Origin of the sequence: Mesorhizobium sp. 2RAF21 (assembly GCF_052115345.1) — a bacterium.
Classification (GTDB): Bacteria; Pseudomonadota; Alphaproteobacteria; order Rhizobiales; family Rhizobiaceae; genus Mesorhizobium; species Mesorhizobium terrae.
The window spans coordinates 283,486-301,259 of record NZ_JBFRGM010000009.1; the positions used below are offsets into that span (position 1 = coordinate 283,486).

Consider the following 17,774-nt stretch of genomic DNA (forward strand, 5'->3'; position numbering starts at 1 on the left):
GTTCGAGCACATGCCAGAAACCAAATTTTGCGCTTGTCCGAAGAATAACTTTGCGCCGAAAGCCACCTGAAACCAAATTCCAAGCAATATAATTCCGCGGCAAAACTGTTTGCCTGCGGATTGTCAGCGGCGAATGAGATTTCTCCTTTACCCGCATTCGAGCGAACAGTGAAAACCCAGATTGCGCCGGGTGTCGAACTCTTCACCTTGAGAAAGGCGACCTTCGAAGGATCGGTATGCCGGATAAATTTCAGGATGCGCTCATCCCAATGCCCCATACGCGACAGCACTGTGTCGAGCAGCGCCGCCGTCGCGGTTTTCCAGAGTTTTATCCGGCCCCAGTTCGTTCGTGCCGTAGGCGGTGTTCCACCAGGCATAGCTGGTCGTATTGTTGAAATGGAATCCGGGAATGTCGCGATGACTTGGGTCTTCGGCGCCGATCAGGCCATGGCGTGCGTAGGCCGCTGGGTCAATCCGATGGCTGGTGATGATCAGCGTGCGGCCTCGCCGAGGCCGGATATGGGTGTTGAAGTCGGTCAGCAGCGGCGAGATGCCGTGCCGTTCGGCATCCCTGAGCGTGATCTTTCCTGCGAGACGGCGTACGCCGGTATCAAAGTTGGTGAGCTCAGGCAGGAGTTGGAGGCGGACCGCCGATCCCGCACCATCTGCACCGACCAGCAGATTGGCGCGCACCGCCGAGCCGTTGGCGAAATGGGCGATTACCGTGCCGTCCGGCTGGACGTCGTATCGTTTAAAATGTCTGCCGGGGTGAAAGACATCGTCGAGCCGGAAAGTAAGATTTGCCGCAGCGTGATGCGGCTGACGGACTTTTCGATATGCGTGTCTTCCGGCTCGCCACTGCTGCGGCCGGCATCGGCCAGCCGGTTGAACTGTTCGTCGAGGGTGAGGGTCTCGGTAGGAGCGAGGCCGACCGTATCGAGCAAGGTTTCGTAGAGATGTGGCGGCAGGTTGGCCTTAAGCGCATCGATGCCGCGTTGGCGTATGCCCAGGCGAAAACCCTGCACATAGTCGATGCCGTTTTTCTTCAGGCCTTGAGCGAGTGCAAGACCGCCCGGGCCGCCACCGATGATAGCGATATCAACAAAGGAATGCTCATTATCTCACCCGGCCAGTGAAGCCTCGATAGCCATTTGTTCCGAGATGAAGGCCTTGACGCTGCCCGCCGTTCGAAATCGGCATCCGGCGCGGGAGCAAACACGGGCCTTTCGACCAAGGCGACCGGCCGCGTCAGAGCGGTGGCGGGAAAAGCGGCGATCTGCCGTATCGTCACGATGTCTGGCCCCGTCAGACACAACGGCGTGTTTTCAGCCTTTTTGGCCAACAGCTGATGGACCGCGATGTCGCGAAACCTACCGGGGTCGGCACAGGGCAGCGCGTATACAAGATCTGAGAAATTGCGTCTAATAGTTATCGGATTCTCCTGTGCCTCAGGCGGCGTCGCAAGCTTAGGGAATCTTTTCTCCCAATCGCAGCGAGGTAGTGCTTTTTTGCCTCGTTTATCAGGTTCTATTTTGCGTACAGATTTGACAAAGCCTATAGGATTAGTCAACGATCAAAATCAGACAATACCAATATCGGTATTTCTGGCGATTTGAGCCGCGCCGCGCGGCATTCGTTAATCTGAAGGGCGGAGCACGTGTCGGCGCTGCTGAGAATTGGACGAACACTGCGACGCACTCTGCTGCAGGCGATTCCGACCGTGTTAGGCATCATCATCCTGAATTTCTTTCTGATGCAGCTTGTGCCGGGCGATGCGGCCGACGTGATGGCGGGCGAAGCGGGATCGGCAACGGCGGAAAGCATGGCGGCGCTGCGCTCGCGCTTCGGCCTCGATAATCCGATGCTGGTGCAGCTCGGACACTATCTCAACAATCTCGCGCATTTCAGTCTGGGTTTCTCGCCTCGCTACGGCATGTCGGTCGCCGAGCTGATCGGTCAGCGCCTGCCGGGCACTCTGACGCTGATGGTCGTGGCGCTGGTTATCGCCATTCTGCTCGGCGTCATCCTCGGTTCACTCATGGCGATGTTTGCGGGCCGTATTCCCGATCGCCTTCTGTCGATCTTCTCGCTGCTTTTCTATTCGATCCCGAGCTTTTGGATCGGGTTGATGCTGATCGTCTTCTTCTCCGTGAAGCTCGGCTGGCTTCCAAGCGGTGGTGCAGGCACGATCGGTTCGGGACTGACCGGGTTGCCGGCGATCCTCGACAAGGCGCGCTACATGGTGCTGCCGGCGACGTCGCTCGCGCTGTTCTATGTGGCGGTTTATGCCCGGTTGACGCGCGCCGCGATGCTGGAGGTCAAAAACCAGGATTTTGTCCGTACTGCTTATGCCAAGGGGCTGACACCCTTCGGCGTGACGGCCCGGCATATCCTGCGCAATGCGCTGATCCCGATCACCACCATGGCCGGTATGCATATCGGAGGCATGTTGGGCGGTGCAGTGGTCGTTGAGACGGTCTACAGCTGGCCGGGCCTCGGCCGGCTTGCCTTCGAGGCGGTGATGGGCCGCGACTTTAGTGTCCTGCTCGGTATCCTGCTTCTCTCCTCACTTCTCGTCATCATCGCCAATGCCGCCGTGGATATCATTCACGCTTGGCTTGATCCCCGCATTGGAGCCGGCTGATGTCCGCAACCGATGTCGGAAATCTCCGCAGTCTTGCAGTCGAACGCCACACGGCTTTCGAGCACGAGGCGACAGCTACAGGTGCCGCGAATAATGGACCGGCCTGGTCCAACATGAAGGCGCCTGATGCCCGTTCGCAACAGAGCGCGACACTTGCAGTAACCAATGGCCGACGTGCACTAAAGGTCTTCCTGTCCAATCCGAATGCCATGTTCGGGTCGGCATTCCTCTGTTTCGTGATCGTCGTCGCCCTAATTGCGCCTGTGCTCTATCCGGACGATCCATTGTCGATGGTCGGGCGTCCGTTCCTGTGGCCCGGCCAGAATTCCACCTATCCTCTCGGCACGGATTCGCTCGGCCGCGATGTGCTGGCCGGCATTCTGCATGGTTCGCGTATCTCGCTTTTCGTCGGGCTGATGGCGACGGCTCTGGGGCTGACATTCGGAGTGCTCGTCGGTTCGACGGCAGGCTACTTTGGCGGCTGGATYGACGATGTTCTGGTCCGGCTGATCGAAATCTTTCAGACATTGCCGAGTTTCGTGCTGCTGGTGATGCTGGTGGCGATCGCCCAACCCTCGGCAACGACGATTACGCTCGCAATCGCAATCATCTCGTGGCCGACGGTGGCGCGATTGACCCGCGCCGAATTCCGGGCCATCCGCGAGAAGGATTATGTCGTCGCAGCCCGCAGCCTTGGTTACGGCCATGCCCGCATCATCTTGCGGGAAATCCTGCCGAACGCACTGCCGCCGATCATCGTTACATCCTCCGTCATGGTGGCGACGGCGATCCTTATGGAGTCGGCACTTTCCTTCATGGGACTTGGCGACCCCAATGTGGTGAGCTGGGGATCGATGATCGGCGCCGGACGCGAGATGGTTCGCACGGCATGGTATCTGACCGCGCTGCCGGGGCTCGCCATCGTGTTCACCGTTCTCGCCCTCAACTTGATCGGTGATGGCCTGAACGACTCCCTCAATCCGCGTTTCTCGCAGGATCGTTGAGCCATGGCCCCGCTGCTACAGGTCGATGACTTGACCATCCGATTTCCACGTGCGGAGCCCGTCCGCAATCTTTCGTTCGAGATCAACCAACGCGAGACGCTGGCGATCGTCGGCGAATCCGGTTCGGGAAAATCACTGACCGCGCTGGCGCTAATGCAGCTTCTGCCGCGTGCAGCTCAGATTCCGAATGGCCGTATTGTGTTTGGCGGGCGCGATCTCACGAAGCTCGACGCACGCGGGATGAGGCAATTGCGCGGACGCGAGATCGCCATGATCTTCCAGGAGCCGATGACCAGCCTCAATCCGGTCATGACCATTGGTCGGCAGATTGCCGAAGTGCTGAAGGTCCACGAAAAGCTCTCCGGCAGAGCGGCGCGCTCACGGGCGATCGAGCTCCTCAAACTGGTCCGCATTCCGGCGCCGGAAAAGCGGGTGGACGATTATCCGCACCAGCTTTCCGGCGGCACGCGGCAACGCGTGATGATCGCGATCGCCATTGCGTGCAAGCCGAAACTGCTGATTGCCGATGAACCGACGACGGCGCTTGATGTCACGATCCAGGCCCAGGTTCTGGATCTCTTGGACACGCTGCGGCGGGAACTGCAGATGGCGGTCGTGCTCATTACCCACGACCTTGGCGTCGTGGCGCAGTGGGCCGACAAGGTCTTTGTCATGTATGCGGGCCGCAAGGTGGAGCAGGCGCTGCCGAGCGATTTGTTCAATGATCCTTTGCATCCATATACGCGCGGCCTCCTCGCTGCATCACCACGATTGAAGCACGATTTTCACTATCGCGACGGCGCGCTCACCGAAATTCCGGGATCCATCGTCTCAGCGGTCGGCGAAACGGGCTGTCCCTTTCGGCCGCGATGCAATCAGGCGCGCGCGAGTTGCGGCCACAACGTGCCCCACCTGACCGTCCCGGCTGCAGGCCGACTGGTTGCATGCCCTTTCACGACATCCATCAAGGCCGTACCCCATGCCGCTGCTGTCAGTCTCTGATCTCAAGACCTATTACAAGAGCCGCGAGGGCCTGCTGCGTGCGGTAGACGGCGTCGACCTCGTTGTCGACCGCGGGGAGACGGTCGGCCTCGTCGGCGAGAGCGGCTGCGGCAAGTCCACGCTCGGCAAGACGGTGCTCAGGCTGGTCGATCCCACGGCGGGCCGTATTGAATTCAAGGGCGAAGATATCACCGTGCTGGACCAGCGGAGCCTGCGGAGCGTTCGCAGGTCCATCCAGATGATTTTCCAAGACCCGTACGCGTCCCTCAATCCGCGCCAGACGATCAGCGAAATCCTCGAAGCGCCGCTTGTCGTCCACAAAGTCGGGGATCGGGCGGAGCGGCGGCAGATCATTACCGACATCGTCGCCAAGGTCGGGCTGCCGGCCGACGCGGTTAATCGCTATCCGCATGAGTTTTCCGGCGGTCAGCGTCAGCGTATCGGTATCGCCCGGGCGCTGCTGCTCAATCCCGAACTGATTGTCTGCGACGAACCGGTCTCGGCGCTAGACCTTTCCATCCAGGCGCAAATCCTCAACCTGCTTGTGGAGATGAAGAAGGAATTCGGCCTTTCGTATCTTTTCATCAGCCATGATCTCTCGGTGGTGCGCTATTTCGCCGATCGGGTCATGGTCATGTATCTCGGGCGGATCGTCGAGAGTGCCGATAATGCGGCGCTGTGGTCCAATCCGCGGCATCCTTACACACGGGCGTTGATGGAGGCCGTGCCCGACCCGACGCGGCCACGCCAGGCCGCCCCCCTCGGCGGCGACCTGCCGAGCCCCAGCGACATCCCTCCTGGCTGCCGGTTCCACACCCGATGCCCGCTCACGACAGACCAGTGTCGCAGCGAAGAACCCGAATTGCACCAGATCGCACCCGGCCATCAGGTCGCGTGCCATTTTGCAGATCGCATCCACTAGCCGCCAATTCGATGGCGCGGAACGCAGCGGCTGCCGCACCGCGCAACGTCGCCTGCGACTCCTTCCCCGCTTCCACTATTCCCGAGCGCCGACCTCCAATTGAAACAACCACCGCGCTTCCAGACCTGGCAACCCCGCGCCCTCATCGCAGCATCTTTGCCAGCAAAACATCAATCAGCCAGAAGCTGAGGTTACGCGTCTCTTCTGCCGGGGACTGTTCTTGCCGGCGGTTCACAGCAGAGTGCGGCCATTGGCGCAGCCGTCATCTGCGCTCATGGCGAACTGGGAACCGAACTTGCCATGGCCAGCTTTATCGACGACCGTCCCCGTTCGTCTGGCAGTTGATCCACCGGATCGACTGCTTATCGGGCTCACTGTCCTGAAATAAATCCTGCCAGTACTGAGGGAATTCGCGTGAATTATCTCTCAAGAATATTAGAGGCTCAGGTCCTTATTTTTCCGAGAGTTGTATCCAGATCGACTTGGACTCGAGGTACTGGTCGTGGGCCGCTAAACCCTTATCCTTTCCACCAAAGCCGGATTCTTTGAACCCGCCGAATGGCAGAGCAAAATCGCCCTCGGAGAAGCAGTCAACGAAATACCCTCCTGTTTCTTCCAGGATGCGCTTGCCCCCCAGCGTAATCTTTCCGCCCTCAGCAGTGCCTTGAGCGATCAAACCGGTTACCTTCCCGAGATGATTTTCTTCGATCATCGCGCCCATGCGCGTGTCTTCCGCGAAGGGATCGCCCACCTTCCATGTGCCAAACTCTGTCTTGAGCACTTCCATCAGTTGCTCTCGTATCGGCTCGTCGACGATAAGGCGCGAACCAGCCGAACAATTTTCACCCTGGCAAAAAAGGATGCCGACGGCGAGATTCTGCGCGATCGATTCCAAGTTTTTTGCGTCTCGCATAACGATGGCCGGAGATTTTCCACCGCACTCGAGCACCACCTTCTTCAGGTTGGATTTCGCAGAATATTCGAGGAAATATCGCCCGACCTCTCCCGACCCGGTGAAGCTCACGCAATCGATGTCCATGTGGAGACCGATTGCTTTTCCGGCCTCATGACCCAATCCGGGCACGACGTTGAACACACCATCAGGAATACCAGCTTCCGAAGCCAGCTCAGCCATACGGATGAGTGACAGCGACGTCAGTTCCGCCGGCTTCACGATGATCGAATTGCCTCCAGCCAGGGCCGGAGCCAGCTTCCACATGGCCACAAATAGCGGGAAGTTCCACGGAATCACCGCCCCGACAACCCCGATAGGCTCGCGTGCGATCATGGAGACTATGTTGGTCGGAGTTTGAGTTGTCTGGTCATGCAATTTGTCGGCCAGTTCCGCGTGCCAGCGTAGAGTCTCAATTGAATCCGGCAGGTCGACAGCACGTGCGTCCGAGATTGGCTTGCCGCAATCGAGTACTTCGATCAGCGCCAATTCCTCCTTATGCTTCTCGACCAGATCGGCTAATCGCAGAAGCACCTTTTTGCGCTCCCGAGGCGCCAACTTGCTCCAAACCCCAGACGCGAAGGATCTGCGGGAGGCTGCGACCGCACGATTGACATCTTCCTCGTCGCCCGCTGCGACCTGCGTGATCAGTTTGCCATTTGCAGGATTGAGCGTCTCGAACGTACGACCCGACGCGGAGGGCACATAGGCGCCATCGATAAAGGCTCGAGTTTCGAGCTTCAGCTTGGCTACGGCGTCAGAATGACCAAATGCACGGTTCATTTGTGTTTCTCCCTTGCGAGTATCGGGCGCCTCACCCGCTGTATTTGTGTTTAATTTCGCGCCGATGCATTGAGTAGCGATGTGCCGAGCCCAGCTTGGGCCGATTCGATGAATGGAGGCGTCCCTTACGCCAACGGAATAGCCGCGCTAGAAACGGGCACCTCAACGCTGAGGCGACCTCAACGGCTATGCGTTGCGTAGATCCATTCGCGCAGCGAGGTCTGGATGAAGCGCTCGGCCTTGCCGTTGGTACGCGGCGTGTAGGGCCGCGTGCGTTTGTGGCGGATGGCTGCGGCGGCCAGAGTGTCGCGGAAGAGGTGGCTCTTGTAGGCTGAGCCGTCACGCCGTGGCGCTCGAAGAAGGCGAGCGCCCGCTTATCGATGTTACGAACATGGTTACAAAATGGGCGGAAAAATCCATCATATCTTGTATCGCGATGGACGCTATCTTGCCCGTCTGGTCATCCTGCAGGAGCCGCGTGCTGACAAATATCAAGCGCTGACGCAATGACGCGCGATGGGATGCCCGAAACGGGTCGCGGTCCTGTCACCTGTGCATCGGCGGCCATCGAGGAAAACTTCGATTGACGCTGACGCGGAGCAGTAACATCGGAACGACCTTCAAAGGGCGTACGGATTTTCCACTTGCGGCCATAACGGGCGCCCCGCCCTGGGAAGCTTGATATTAACGAAATCCGTCGATGCACTTCCGGGCGCGCCGACATAGAAGATTCGATCTGCCACCGGTGCGAAGCCGGAATGAAAATGCTGTGCCGATTTCACTGCAACCACGCGGTAGTCGTCGAGATCGACTCCAAACTGGGTGAAGGCATCCGGATGAAAGGCCTGCGTCCTCAACTTGTTGACGACGATGTGGATACCTGAAGCCTCGACAAGGACCGACGCCCCCATTCGCTGGCGACCGGCGGCGAAGGTAACCGTTGCGGATTCGAGGCAACGCAGTACCCGAACGTCGAGGTCGAGAGGCCGCCCCGACAGTGGACTGATCTTACCACCCAGTCGCAGCGGCAAGTGTGCGCCTTCACCGGCCTCCATGCAGAGCCGGACAGCGACAGGGTCCCAGAAGAGCCCCATGATGGCGTTGCGAATACCGGCCAGCAACATCGCCTCCAGCAGAAAGGTCGAATCGCCCGCCGAGCCGCAACCGGCATTGTCCGCAATGTCCGCCAGGACGGTCAGTCCCGGCGATGTCTGGACGGCAGCCACCGCTTCATCGATGGAAAGCAGCGAGAGCTGGTATTCGGTGCGCATGTTCCACACCTTGAGCGCCAGTTCATCCGCGAGAGATTGTGCCAGTGCCGTGTCACCGTTGGTGACCACCAGGGTCCTGGCGCCGACGCCGGTGACGTCGGCCCAGGGAAATCCATGAACGAAGCTGATAGACAGCACGCCGGGCCGGCGTTCGGCATTCTTCATCCAGTCGACAAGGGCGCGGACCGGCGAGTCGGAGGTCCGCCAGACGCCGAGCATCCGGCAATCCTGCGATGCCATGACCGGCGTGAGGCCGCCTGACACGGTCCGGTGGCAGATGTCGAACAGTTCTTCGGCGCGCTCCACGACATCGGTGTGCGGATATTCCTTGTAGATGACGATGGCGTGCGCATAGCCGGTGATCGCGTCGGTCAGGTGGCAATGCAGGTCCAGTTCGACACCGACGACGGTGTCCGGGCCGACGATTGTCCGCACCCGTTCCAGGAGATCGCCCTCGCAATCGTCGCAATTGCTGGAGGCCATGGCGCCATGGAGGTTCAGCAGCACGAGATCGACCTTTCCTGCTGCCGCGAGATCGGCAAGAAGCGCGTCCCTCAGCGTTTCCCAAACGGCCTGGGCGGTCCTGGCGCCGGGCTGCGCGAAGGCGGAAAGACTTTCCGTGACCTCGTAGCCATGAGCTGCCGCCATCCTTCTCCAGGCGATCAGCGGCTGGACGAAGTGATCGATGGACACGAGGCTTGCGTCACTGTCTATCCACAGATATTCGCGAAAGTATTGCTCCCCGACCGGAAGGGGCGAAAACGTGTTCGTCTCCGTTCCGACAGCCGCCATGAACAGCTTCATCTCACGCCCTCCCCATGCGGCTTTGTGCTTTGAGCCGAATCGATGCCGGCTGTCAGGCCCGCTTCAGAACAAAATTGGAATCGTAGGCCTCGAGACCCGGATACTGGATCGTCGGCGCCGAGCCGATGCCAAGCACCGTTTCCCTGTATCGGGCGAGATATTTCTGTCGCTCGTCATCCGCGATACGAGCCGGCGCATAGACGAGGAACGGGTCCACCACGCTAAAGCCGGTGAAATAGAGTATGCCGTGATTGATCGGAAACAGGAGCGAGTCGATGGGTCCATTCAGACCGTCCTCGGAGACCATCGATTCCGGCCCGCCAAGGGTGACGGAGCACATGGCGCGCTTACCGACAAAGATGCCCTGATCGTACCATCTGCCGTTGCCATAGATGCGCCCGCCTGCGGCAAAGACGCGATCGACCCAACCCTTGAGAATAGCCGGGAAGCCGACCCACCAGAGAGGAAACTGCAGGATCAGCGTGTCGCACCAGAAGAGCTTGTCCATTTCCTGCTGGATGTCCGCCGCAAAGCCATCGCGCTTAGCGGCATAGGCCTCCTCATCGGTCTGGCGATAATAATGCGGATCGGCCACGGTGGTGAAGTTGCCGCGGTCTGAGATGGGATTGAAACCCATGGCATAAAGGTCAGAGACGACGACTTCATGCCCTGCAGCACGCAGTGCCTCGGTGGCAACGCCGGTCATCGCGCCACTGAAGCTCTTGGGTTCCGGATGGGCATGGACGACAAAAACGCGCATGGATATTCCATTTCTTGGATTGGAGCCGGCTTACGCTGGCAATTGCTTGGAACGGGGCCGCAGACGCGGGCGGGCGGGAGCATTCCGGCCAGCGGCCCCGTAAGGCGTTACTTGCGAACCGTGTCGAGCATGCCGTCGGAATAGGCGTCCCACTTCGTCATGAGCGTCTTCATCGTCCCGTCCTTGATCATGTTGCTGAAGACGATGGAAATGGCGAGGTTTAGGTCGCCGTCGCTTGCCTTGGTGATTGGGGCATAAGCGCCCCAATTGTAGGGATTTTTGTCGAATTCGGACGCGAATTTGCCGGCCGGGGTAAATTTCAGAAAGCCGGGCAGCGCCTCCATCTTTGCCCTCTCTGGATGCTGGGTGAGTGCGATCGGCGTCTCGACAAGACCGTCGGCATTGCCCGACAGTAGCGCCTGGAACGTGTCGGCCGGGGCGGGATAGCTGCGCACGGTGGCTCCGCCTATACGGTCGACGACCTGATGCCCAACGACCTCTTCAGTCGAGCCGGCGAGAACGGAGATCACCTTGCCCTTGAGGTCGGCTTCGCTTTTGATACCGGAATCCTTGAGCACGATCATCGTGTCCGCCCAGACGAAGTAGGGCGTGGCATATTTGATGCCGGCTGCCGCGGCGCGATCGCTACGAGTCGCGATGCCGCCCATCACGATCGTGCATTTGTCGGCCTGAAGTGCAGGAATGAGAGCGCCGAAATTGATGTTGACGTAATCGACAGACTTGATTCCCAACTGCTCGGCAGCAATAGCCATGATGTCCGGCTCCAGTCCGATCACCTTGCCAGTTTCGGTGTCGATGAAGTCGATCGGCTTAATGTTGAGCTGGGCGCAGACCGTGATGCCTTTTTCCTGCGCCTGCTTCAGAGACCCGTCGCCCGGCGTAGCCGGCGCAAAAAGCGGATATTGCGTTGCCCAGTCCGCTGGACGCGGATCCGTCCAGTCGGTGACCTTGGTGTCCCGGGCTCCGGCGGGTTCGGCTGCCAGGTTGGGTGTCGTCGACGACACCAAGAGTGCCAGAGCGGTGCCGATAAGCCTCGTATCGATTTTGGTTGCCATGCTTTAGTTCCCCTTTTTTGCAGTTATTGATTGTTAATGCAGTGCTTGAAGATCGCGTTGGCGATCAGTCGGGCCGTGGACAGGAAGTAGCTGCGGTAGCAGGGTTGGATGCCGAAGACCGTAACCGTCCCCGCTCCATGACGAGCGGTGGCGATCGCCGTCCCGCCACCGCTGACGGAGAACGAGCCGATCGGGCTGATGTGATTGACACCCTTGACAGGAAGCGTGGCCGAATAGCTCGCAAGCGATACCGCGCCTTTGCCCAGCGCAAAGACGCAGCCGCCGGGTTCCTCGTACCACGGATTGCTCTGGTAGAAGGCGGGCATGAAGCCGGTGCGGGCCACCCCATCCGCTTCGAGCCGGCCTGCAATGCCGTCGAAGATAGGATCCTGAGGCTGGTCCATCGAAAGCTCGACAAGGCCGATGCCCAGATCCTTGGCTGTCACTTCCGCATCGATCAGTCCGAGATAGGGACGGGTCGCCAGAAGTCCTCCACCCGCATCGATGCCGACATAAGTGCCTCCCGCGTCGATCCATGCCCGAAGCGTAGCAGCCTCCGCCTCACCGAGCGGATTGTCCGGCTCGTCGAGTTCCCAGGGATGCCGGTGCCAGAGATAGTTCGGGAGCGGGCCGTTGACGAGTTCATCGGCAAGACCGTGCGGCACGATCAGAACATCGATGTCGGCGAGAATCTGAGGCTTGAGATCGGAGGCAGTCAGCAGAATGAAGGAGAATTCCCATTCAGTGAGGAATTTGCGGATGCGCCCGACGGTGCCTTCCAGACCGGAGCGGGAGAAGCCTTGGCCGCGCAGGATGCCGACACGAAGCGGTCGCAGAGGGGCGCCGGCCTTCCCTCCGGCGCCTTCGGCCGGATTCACGACGATGTCGAGGCCACGGGTCAGGTCGTAGATCGTCAGCGGGTCGCCCGAATAGTCTGCTAGGAAGCCGCCGCCGATCCCCGCCCTCCAACTGACGCGGCCACCGGGAGACCGGAGAATACGGTTAACGAGCGCTGGCGCCTGATGGCCGTTGTCGAAGTCGATCGACTTGCTCACATTGCGGCTGCGCATCCATGGCATCAGGGTGGGCGCAACGTCGACGGCGGGTGTCAGTGAGACCTCGCTCCAGGCCGAGCTTTCGGTGGGCGACAGGGTGCGCGACGCGATGACCCGCAGCCCGAGCGAGACGACGAGCGACTGGTGCTGCCCTTCATCGATGTCGAGCAGAACGGAAAGCGTCGGCCCGAGTGGCTGCGCCGCCGGAACGACGACGGAGCGGCCATGCTGCGGCGACGTGCCGTGATACATCTGGATGCCATGCAGACGGAGGATGTTCATGGCCCGGCGGAGCAGATAGAGATCCTGCGCGAGAGGAATGACGAAGAATTCTCCCGACCCCCCGAGGCCCGCCGCCACTGCCCGGTCGGCAACGGCGCCCACGATATCCACCAGCTTCTGGCGGTGATCGGCGACCTCTAGCAGGATGGCACGGCCGGCGCTCGCCTTCTGTCCGACGCGATCCTCCCAGGTCTGGTTGCCAGGCAGGCGGCAGCTCTCAATGATGAACGACACCACGCCACGCAGGCCCATGGCGCGTGTGAACCGCGTTTCCGGCTGCGGCGTCAGGCCGGCAGGTCCTTCGCCGGGGCACTTCGGCCAACCGTGCCGGCCGTCGTCCTGATGCAGGACATTGTAGTCGAGGCGATGCCACTCCCGGGCGATGGCGCGTCCATAACGGCGTATCTCCTCGTGCAGCCGTGGGTCGTTCTCGCCGGGGCCGGCCGGCATGTCGATCATGCCGCCGAAGCCCGGCGTGCTTGCTGGCCCCATGGGCGGAGCCAGGCAGGTTTCCGGATTCTGCCATCCGAGCCCGATGCTGTCCTCGTGGACCTCACAGACGAGGAAAGGCTTCCATCGGCTGATCAGACCGGCAATGGCTTCGCTTTCCGGCTCGACCTGGTGCAAATACTCGCGCAGGATCTGCTGTTCGAAGAAATTGCCTGCCGAGCGCATTGCTGAGGAGAGCGGCTCGAGCGCCAATTCCTGGAGGGCGGATTCGTGGCCGTCTGGATTGTTGGTCGGGATGATGATGAGCGCCACGTGCCGCAGGGCGGCCTCGACCTCGGGCGACGTGTCTTCCGCCAGCGACTTTGCAAGGCGCAACCCCGCCTCGACCTGGGCGAGCTCATTGCCGTAGTTTCCGGAGGTGAACAGGATCGGCAGCGCGGCGTCGTCTGGAACGGTGGTCAGGCGCGGCCGGGTCATTGTCGTCTTGGCCGGTTGGTCGTGCGACACACCGGCAGCCGCGAGTTCCGCCGCCGCGAGCCTCGAAGATGCCAACACTGCCGGCGAGGTGTCCGCAGTCACGATGATCGCCGGTATGAGCCGGCCCATGCGGCTCTTGCCAATCCACTCGACATGGACTCGCGGGTTGCTTGACAGCGCCGACACCCGGTCGAGAAGCTGCGCATAGCTGACTATTCCATCGGCTTGAGGCTGGGTCGCGGTTCGCTCGACGCGGAGCAGAGCAGCCGGCAGACTACTGGTGTGAACGTTCAAGATATCGCCCTTTCGTTGAGACAGCGGTGTCGCGCAGAAGCATGCGGAGGCTTCAACGCTTCCGATTTCCGATGCCGTACTGCCTTGTTGCATGTGTCCGTTGGGCGCCGCGGACAGCAAAACGATTGCACAATGTTTTAGGCTGTCCAACAGGGAAGACAGCTAGCAATATGAAAAAAAAGTATGGCTTTTCTAACTCTGTTTTTGATGGATTTAGACCACGGGGATTGGTCTTTCGATAGCAATCCATGCGCCCTTCGATCCATCCGGGTGCGATTGCAGTCAATTTGCACGCTACGCGTTGATGCGCATGCACGGGACGCGCGCCATGTCGTCGGGACCAATTGAGATTTTCGAAATTTTCTTTATATTACATATTCTTATCAAGAATTCTTACAAAGAGAAACTCAGCAGGCATGTGGTTAATTCCATCGTCGCGGACGATGAATCGGCTGCGAAAGCACATCTCTTGGTTGAATAAATCGAAGATGATCGAAAACAGTGCCGGTTCTGCAAGGGACGCCGATCGCGCTTCGTAGTATGGTAGTTTAATTCGCGATTTTCTCATTTTAAGTGACAGGTGATCTCCCACAGAGCTGGGCGATCGTTGAGAGCAATGTCGACCAGATGAAACAGTGATCGCCTCAAGAGCTGGGAGCGCAGAATGCGAGCCCCAGCCAGACTTTCCCTATCGGGCAGATCAGGCCGCTCTCAGCTCGATCGGGGTGAGCGTGCGCTCGAGAATGATAAGCATTCGCGAGGCGAACATGCTGAGCAGGATGTAAATCGCTCCGATGAGCGCATAGACCTGGAATGACAGGAATGTCGCCGAGACGATGTCGTTGCCTGTCTTGAGCAGATCGCTGATCGAAATGAAGCTGAGAAGGGATGTATCCTTGATAAGCCCCACGAAGAAACTGCCCAAGCTTGGAATTGCCACGAGCAATGCCTGTGGCAGGATGATCAGGCAATAGGCTTTGAAATCGCTGAGACCGAGCGATCTCGATGCCTCTAGCTGGCCAGGGTCGATCGCATTGATAGCGGCACGCACGACTTCCGAAATATAGGCGCCAAGACCGAGCGTGAGACCTATGATGCCGACGACCAGCGGCTCCCGCGAAATGGTCAGACCAACCGTCGGCAGGCCGTAATACAGGATGAACAGGATCACGATGGTGGGCATGCCCCGAAAGATCTCGACATAGATCACCACAAGCCTGGATATGACCGGGACCTTTCGGTGCCGGATCAGTCCGAGGATTGTTCCCCAGATCGTTGCGAGGATCATCGTCGCAACCGTGGCGACTAGCGTGACAGCGGTACCGCGCAGAAGAAGCGGCAGCCAATCCAGAGCATTCGATAGGAAATTGTCGAACATCGGAATCCTCGGTTAACGCCACTTTTTGGGGCAAGATCGTTTTAGGAAAGACTGCGACCTCCGCAGCCTATTTTTGCATGAGGTCCGACAGCCTTTCCGAATAGAACCGGCAGTGAGCATTGCACAATGCACGGAACGGCCCAACAGACTGCTGGTCTAGGTTTCTGAAAAAAAAGTATTGCATTTGACCACCGCAGCCGGCGGCGACCATCAGGTCGCGATGCCTAAGGACTTTGCTGAACCGATGGCCTCCTGGCGATTGCGGCAGCCCAATTTTCGATAAACGTTTCTGAGATGAAACTTGACGGTCGCCTCGCTGACACCCAACCGGTTTGCAGCGAGCTTGTTACTCGCACCTTCCGAAATCATCAGAAGGATTTTAGTTTCGCGCCGTGTCAAGTTGCCGCTTGCGGACACTTTGCTGATGTCACGAAACCTGCGAATAACCTGCATCGCCGCGGTCGAGGTTGCAAGAAAGCCACCTATTCTCTGGTTGTTGATCAGTTCACAGACGAACACGTTCTCTTCCGCCAGTGGCGCGATCGAGCCAAGGCGCGCGCATTCCTCCAGTGTCTTGCTCATTATTGAGCGAGCACGAGATTGATTGCGCTGGCGCTTGGCAACATAGGCTTGCCAGATTTGCGCGCTTATGCGTTGCCGGCTCGTCAACTGCAAATTGTTGCTGATTGCAACGATGAGATCATCAAGTCCGGGCAAGTTTGGGCTTTCGTAGGTCATTTGCCGCAACCAAGTGAGGGCAAGGGCAATTTCGCTTCGGTCACGCAGGTACATCAGCCCGGCACCGGCGCGAACGACCCACTTTCTGTTCACACGAGAAATGCCGTCCAGCCATTCGGCAGCCTCCTGCCATCGGTTGGCATTCTGCAGGATAACGGCCTCGCGGATATCCACCCTTGTCTGAAATTGCTGGTTTGAGACCTGATAGGCGCGCCAACCATCTATGAAACTGCGCGCGGCTATAGTCGAAAAATGAGCGCTGAGCGCTTGGCTGCCGTATTGCAGCACAAACTCAAGCAGGCTCGGCCAAATCTCTCCATGTGCGAATCCCTCCATCTCCAGATTCAAGAAGCTGGCAAGCGGCTGCACACGTCCCGCTTCGTACTCGATGCAGGCATCCATAAGCGATTGCAATCGAACATCGTTCGGGTTCTTGAACGGCACCTCGGCGAGATTGGCTGCTGCAAGCTTGGAATACTTGCGAGCGGACAATACATCACCCATCATCAGCCGGATCAACGATTGATGCAGGAATATACAGAAAGTCAGGAATGGCGACTTCGCACGCTTGTAATGAAATATGGCATGACGCGCCATGGTTTCAGCTTCAGCAAAGCGGCCACCACGCACGTAGAACTCCAGCAACGCGTTGTAACACACACCTCGGAACAGATGATTATTGATTGGAAATTCAGAAATAAGATTGAAGCAGTCTTCGATGAATCCGTCATAAAAGATATCATCCTCATAGATGGCCATTAGGACCCTGAAAGCGCGCAATTCCTTGGACGATGTACTTTCTTTCGATAGTATTTCCTTCAGATCATTAACAGTGACGCCAAATCGATCGGACAGTATTCGTCTGGCCCTTATGACATCCCCGTGTTTCAGGGCTTGCATCGCTCTCGCAAGCACTAAATCCTCGAATTGAGCGGCGTAGTCGTCGGGAAAGCCTGCCAGCATCTCATCGAACGCATCCGGACCAAAGAACGAGAGAAGAAAGAAACCGTTGTATTCCTCAAGAATGCGCCGCGCCGCATCCAGCGCCCCCTCTCTCTGCAAAAAAACAATGATTTCAGCCGGATAGAATTTCCGTTCTGCGCCCGTATCGCCCAATTGCGCACGATGCGTCCCGCGATCTTCCGCTGGCGGACCGGCCTGCGGGTAGCGTCCTCCAGTGTGGGTGATCTCTCCTCTTTCCATAGTGTCGATCGAACTGGCAGTAACCGATTTTCTGGAGTTGAGATCGTTGAGACGTGCAGTCACGGTTCGGCGGTGGGGTGGCTTCAGCCCTGTGGCTATGCAACGGTCGTGGATCGTCCTCAACACAGCAGAGAGCGGCAGAGGATCTGGATTGTCGCCGTGATCTTGAAGAACGTCTTGAATTATTTCCTCGCACCGACCTTCAAGGGTGCGCAGGCCACGGGGTCGACCACGCCTCCGCTCGAAGAATGTCTCGGTCGTTCCGCCCTCACGCAAAACCCGCATCAATCGATAAACCGTCGCCAGACTGACACCAAGCTTCGCCGCCACCGCTTGGATGGCGGCACGGGTTCTCTTTTCAGACGGACGACTGATCAGTGCCTCTATTGCGTTGGCCCGCAGAATGGCCTGTTGCCACCTCTCTCGGGCACCGTCCGTTGTTGCTTCCATGTGAGTTCCCCGAAGCCATCGGTCCAAGGGCGATTTGATGCCGGCGTCTGCTATCAATTTAAGTGCCATTATTGCGAATTTTGTGCCATTCGCAAATGCTTTCACCCAGACCCGTTGCTGATCAAAAGTTCATGAGACCCTTGGCCCCGGCCAACGCGTCATCATGTGCGATCTGAGGCACTTCCGATTGTCTGCCCAGGGTCACATGAGCAATCGTGGCGTGCCTGCG

11 protein-coding genes and 2 pseudogenes are annotated in these 17,774 nt (G+C 58.9%); 4 read left to right on the forward strand and 9 right to left on the reverse strand.

The annotated features are described in order from the left end of the window. Window positions 1–176: 176 nt before the first annotated feature. Window positions 177–1,097, reverse strand: a pseudogene (locus AB4136_RS17045) (FAD-dependent monooxygenase); the annotation flags it as partial. A 560-nt stretch (window positions 1,098–1,657) separates the two neighbouring features. Between AB4136_RS17045 and AB4136_RS17050 the strand changes: the two are divergent. The 4 genes from AB4136_RS17050 to AB4136_RS17065 are packed head-to-tail and all read left to right on the forward strand — an operon-like array spanning window position 1,658 to window position 5,572. Continuing rightward, window positions 1,658–2,644 (forward strand): ABC transporter permease, encoded by a 987-nt coding sequence (locus tag AB4136_RS17050; protein ID WP_441931499.1) that lies wholly within the window; start codon window positions 1,658–1,660, stop codon window positions 2,642–2,644. Next, the gene (locus tag AB4136_RS17055; protein WP_441931500.1) at window positions 2,644–3,648 is read left to right on the forward strand and encodes an ABC transporter permease; all 1,005 of its coding nucleotides are present in this window, start codon (window positions 2,644–2,646) and stop codon (window positions 3,646–3,648) included. The genes AB4136_RS17050 and AB4136_RS17055 overlap by 1 nt, the downstream gene beginning before the upstream one ends. A 3-nt stretch (window positions 3,649–3,651) precedes the next feature. Continuing rightward, entirely contained in the window at window positions 3,652–4,650 is a 999-nt protein-coding gene (locus AB4136_RS17060) for an ABC transporter ATP-binding protein (protein WP_441931501.1), read from the forward strand. After that, the gene (locus tag AB4136_RS17065; RefSeq protein ID WP_441931502.1) at window positions 4,628–5,572 is read left to right on the forward strand and encodes an ABC transporter ATP-binding protein; all 945 of its coding nucleotides are present in this window, start codon (window positions 4,628–4,630) and stop codon (window positions 5,570–5,572) included. The genes AB4136_RS17060 and AB4136_RS17065 overlap by 23 nt, the downstream gene beginning before the upstream one ends. A gap of 451 nt (window positions 5,573–6,023) precedes the next feature. Here the strand turns inward: AB4136_RS17065 and AB4136_RS17070 are convergent, their stop codons facing one another. The 8 genes and pseudogenes from AB4136_RS17070 to AB4136_RS17105 form a co-directional block, all read right to left on the reverse strand. Then, window positions 6,024–7,307, reverse strand: a complete 1,284-nt coding sequence (locus tag AB4136_RS17070; protein WP_441931503.1) for an aldehyde dehydrogenase family protein — start codon at window positions 7,305–7,307, stop codon at window positions 6,024–6,026. A gap of 194 nt (window positions 7,308–7,501) precedes the next feature. Further along, window positions 7,502–7,588: pseudogene (locus AB4136_RS17075) on the reverse strand (integrase core domain-containing protein); the annotation flags it as partial. 339 nt (window positions 7,589–7,927) lie between these two features. Next, entirely contained in the window at window positions 7,928–9,382 is a 1,455-nt protein-coding gene (locus AB4136_RS17080; RefSeq protein WP_441931504.1) for a M81 family metallopeptidase, read from the reverse strand. A gap of 52 nt (window positions 9,383–9,434) precedes the next feature. Next, a complete protein-coding gene (locus AB4136_RS17085; RefSeq protein WP_441931505.1) occupies window positions 9,435–10,142 on the reverse strand; it encodes an NAD(P)H-dependent oxidoreductase in 708 nt (235 codons plus the stop codon). Window positions 10,143–10,249: 107 nt separating this feature from the next. Next, complete coding sequence (locus AB4136_RS17090; protein WP_441931506.1) at window positions 10,250–11,218, reverse strand: transporter substrate-binding domain-containing protein; 969 nt, start codon at window positions 11,216–11,218, stop codon at window positions 10,250–10,252. A gap of 23 nt (window positions 11,219–11,241) precedes the next feature. Further along, on the reverse strand, window positions 11,242–13,776 hold the full coding sequence (locus AB4136_RS17095; RefSeq protein WP_441931507.1) for a M14 family zinc carboxypeptidase: 2,535 nt from the start codon (window positions 13,774–13,776) through the stop codon (window positions 11,242–11,244). Window positions 13,777–14,476: 700 nt separating this feature from the next. Next, window positions 14,477–15,154 carry an amino acid ABC transporter permease gene (locus AB4136_RS17100; RefSeq protein ID WP_441931508.1) on the reverse strand — a complete coding sequence of 226 codons (678 nt, stop codon included), beginning with the start codon at window positions 15,152–15,154 and terminating at the stop codon, window positions 14,477–14,479. A gap of 210 nt (window positions 15,155–15,364) precedes the next feature. Beyond that, entirely contained in the window at window positions 15,365–17,545 is a 2,181-nt protein-coding gene (locus AB4136_RS17105; RefSeq protein WP_441931509.1) for a response regulator transcription factor, read from the reverse strand. Window positions 17,546–17,774: the final 229 nt, after the last annotated feature.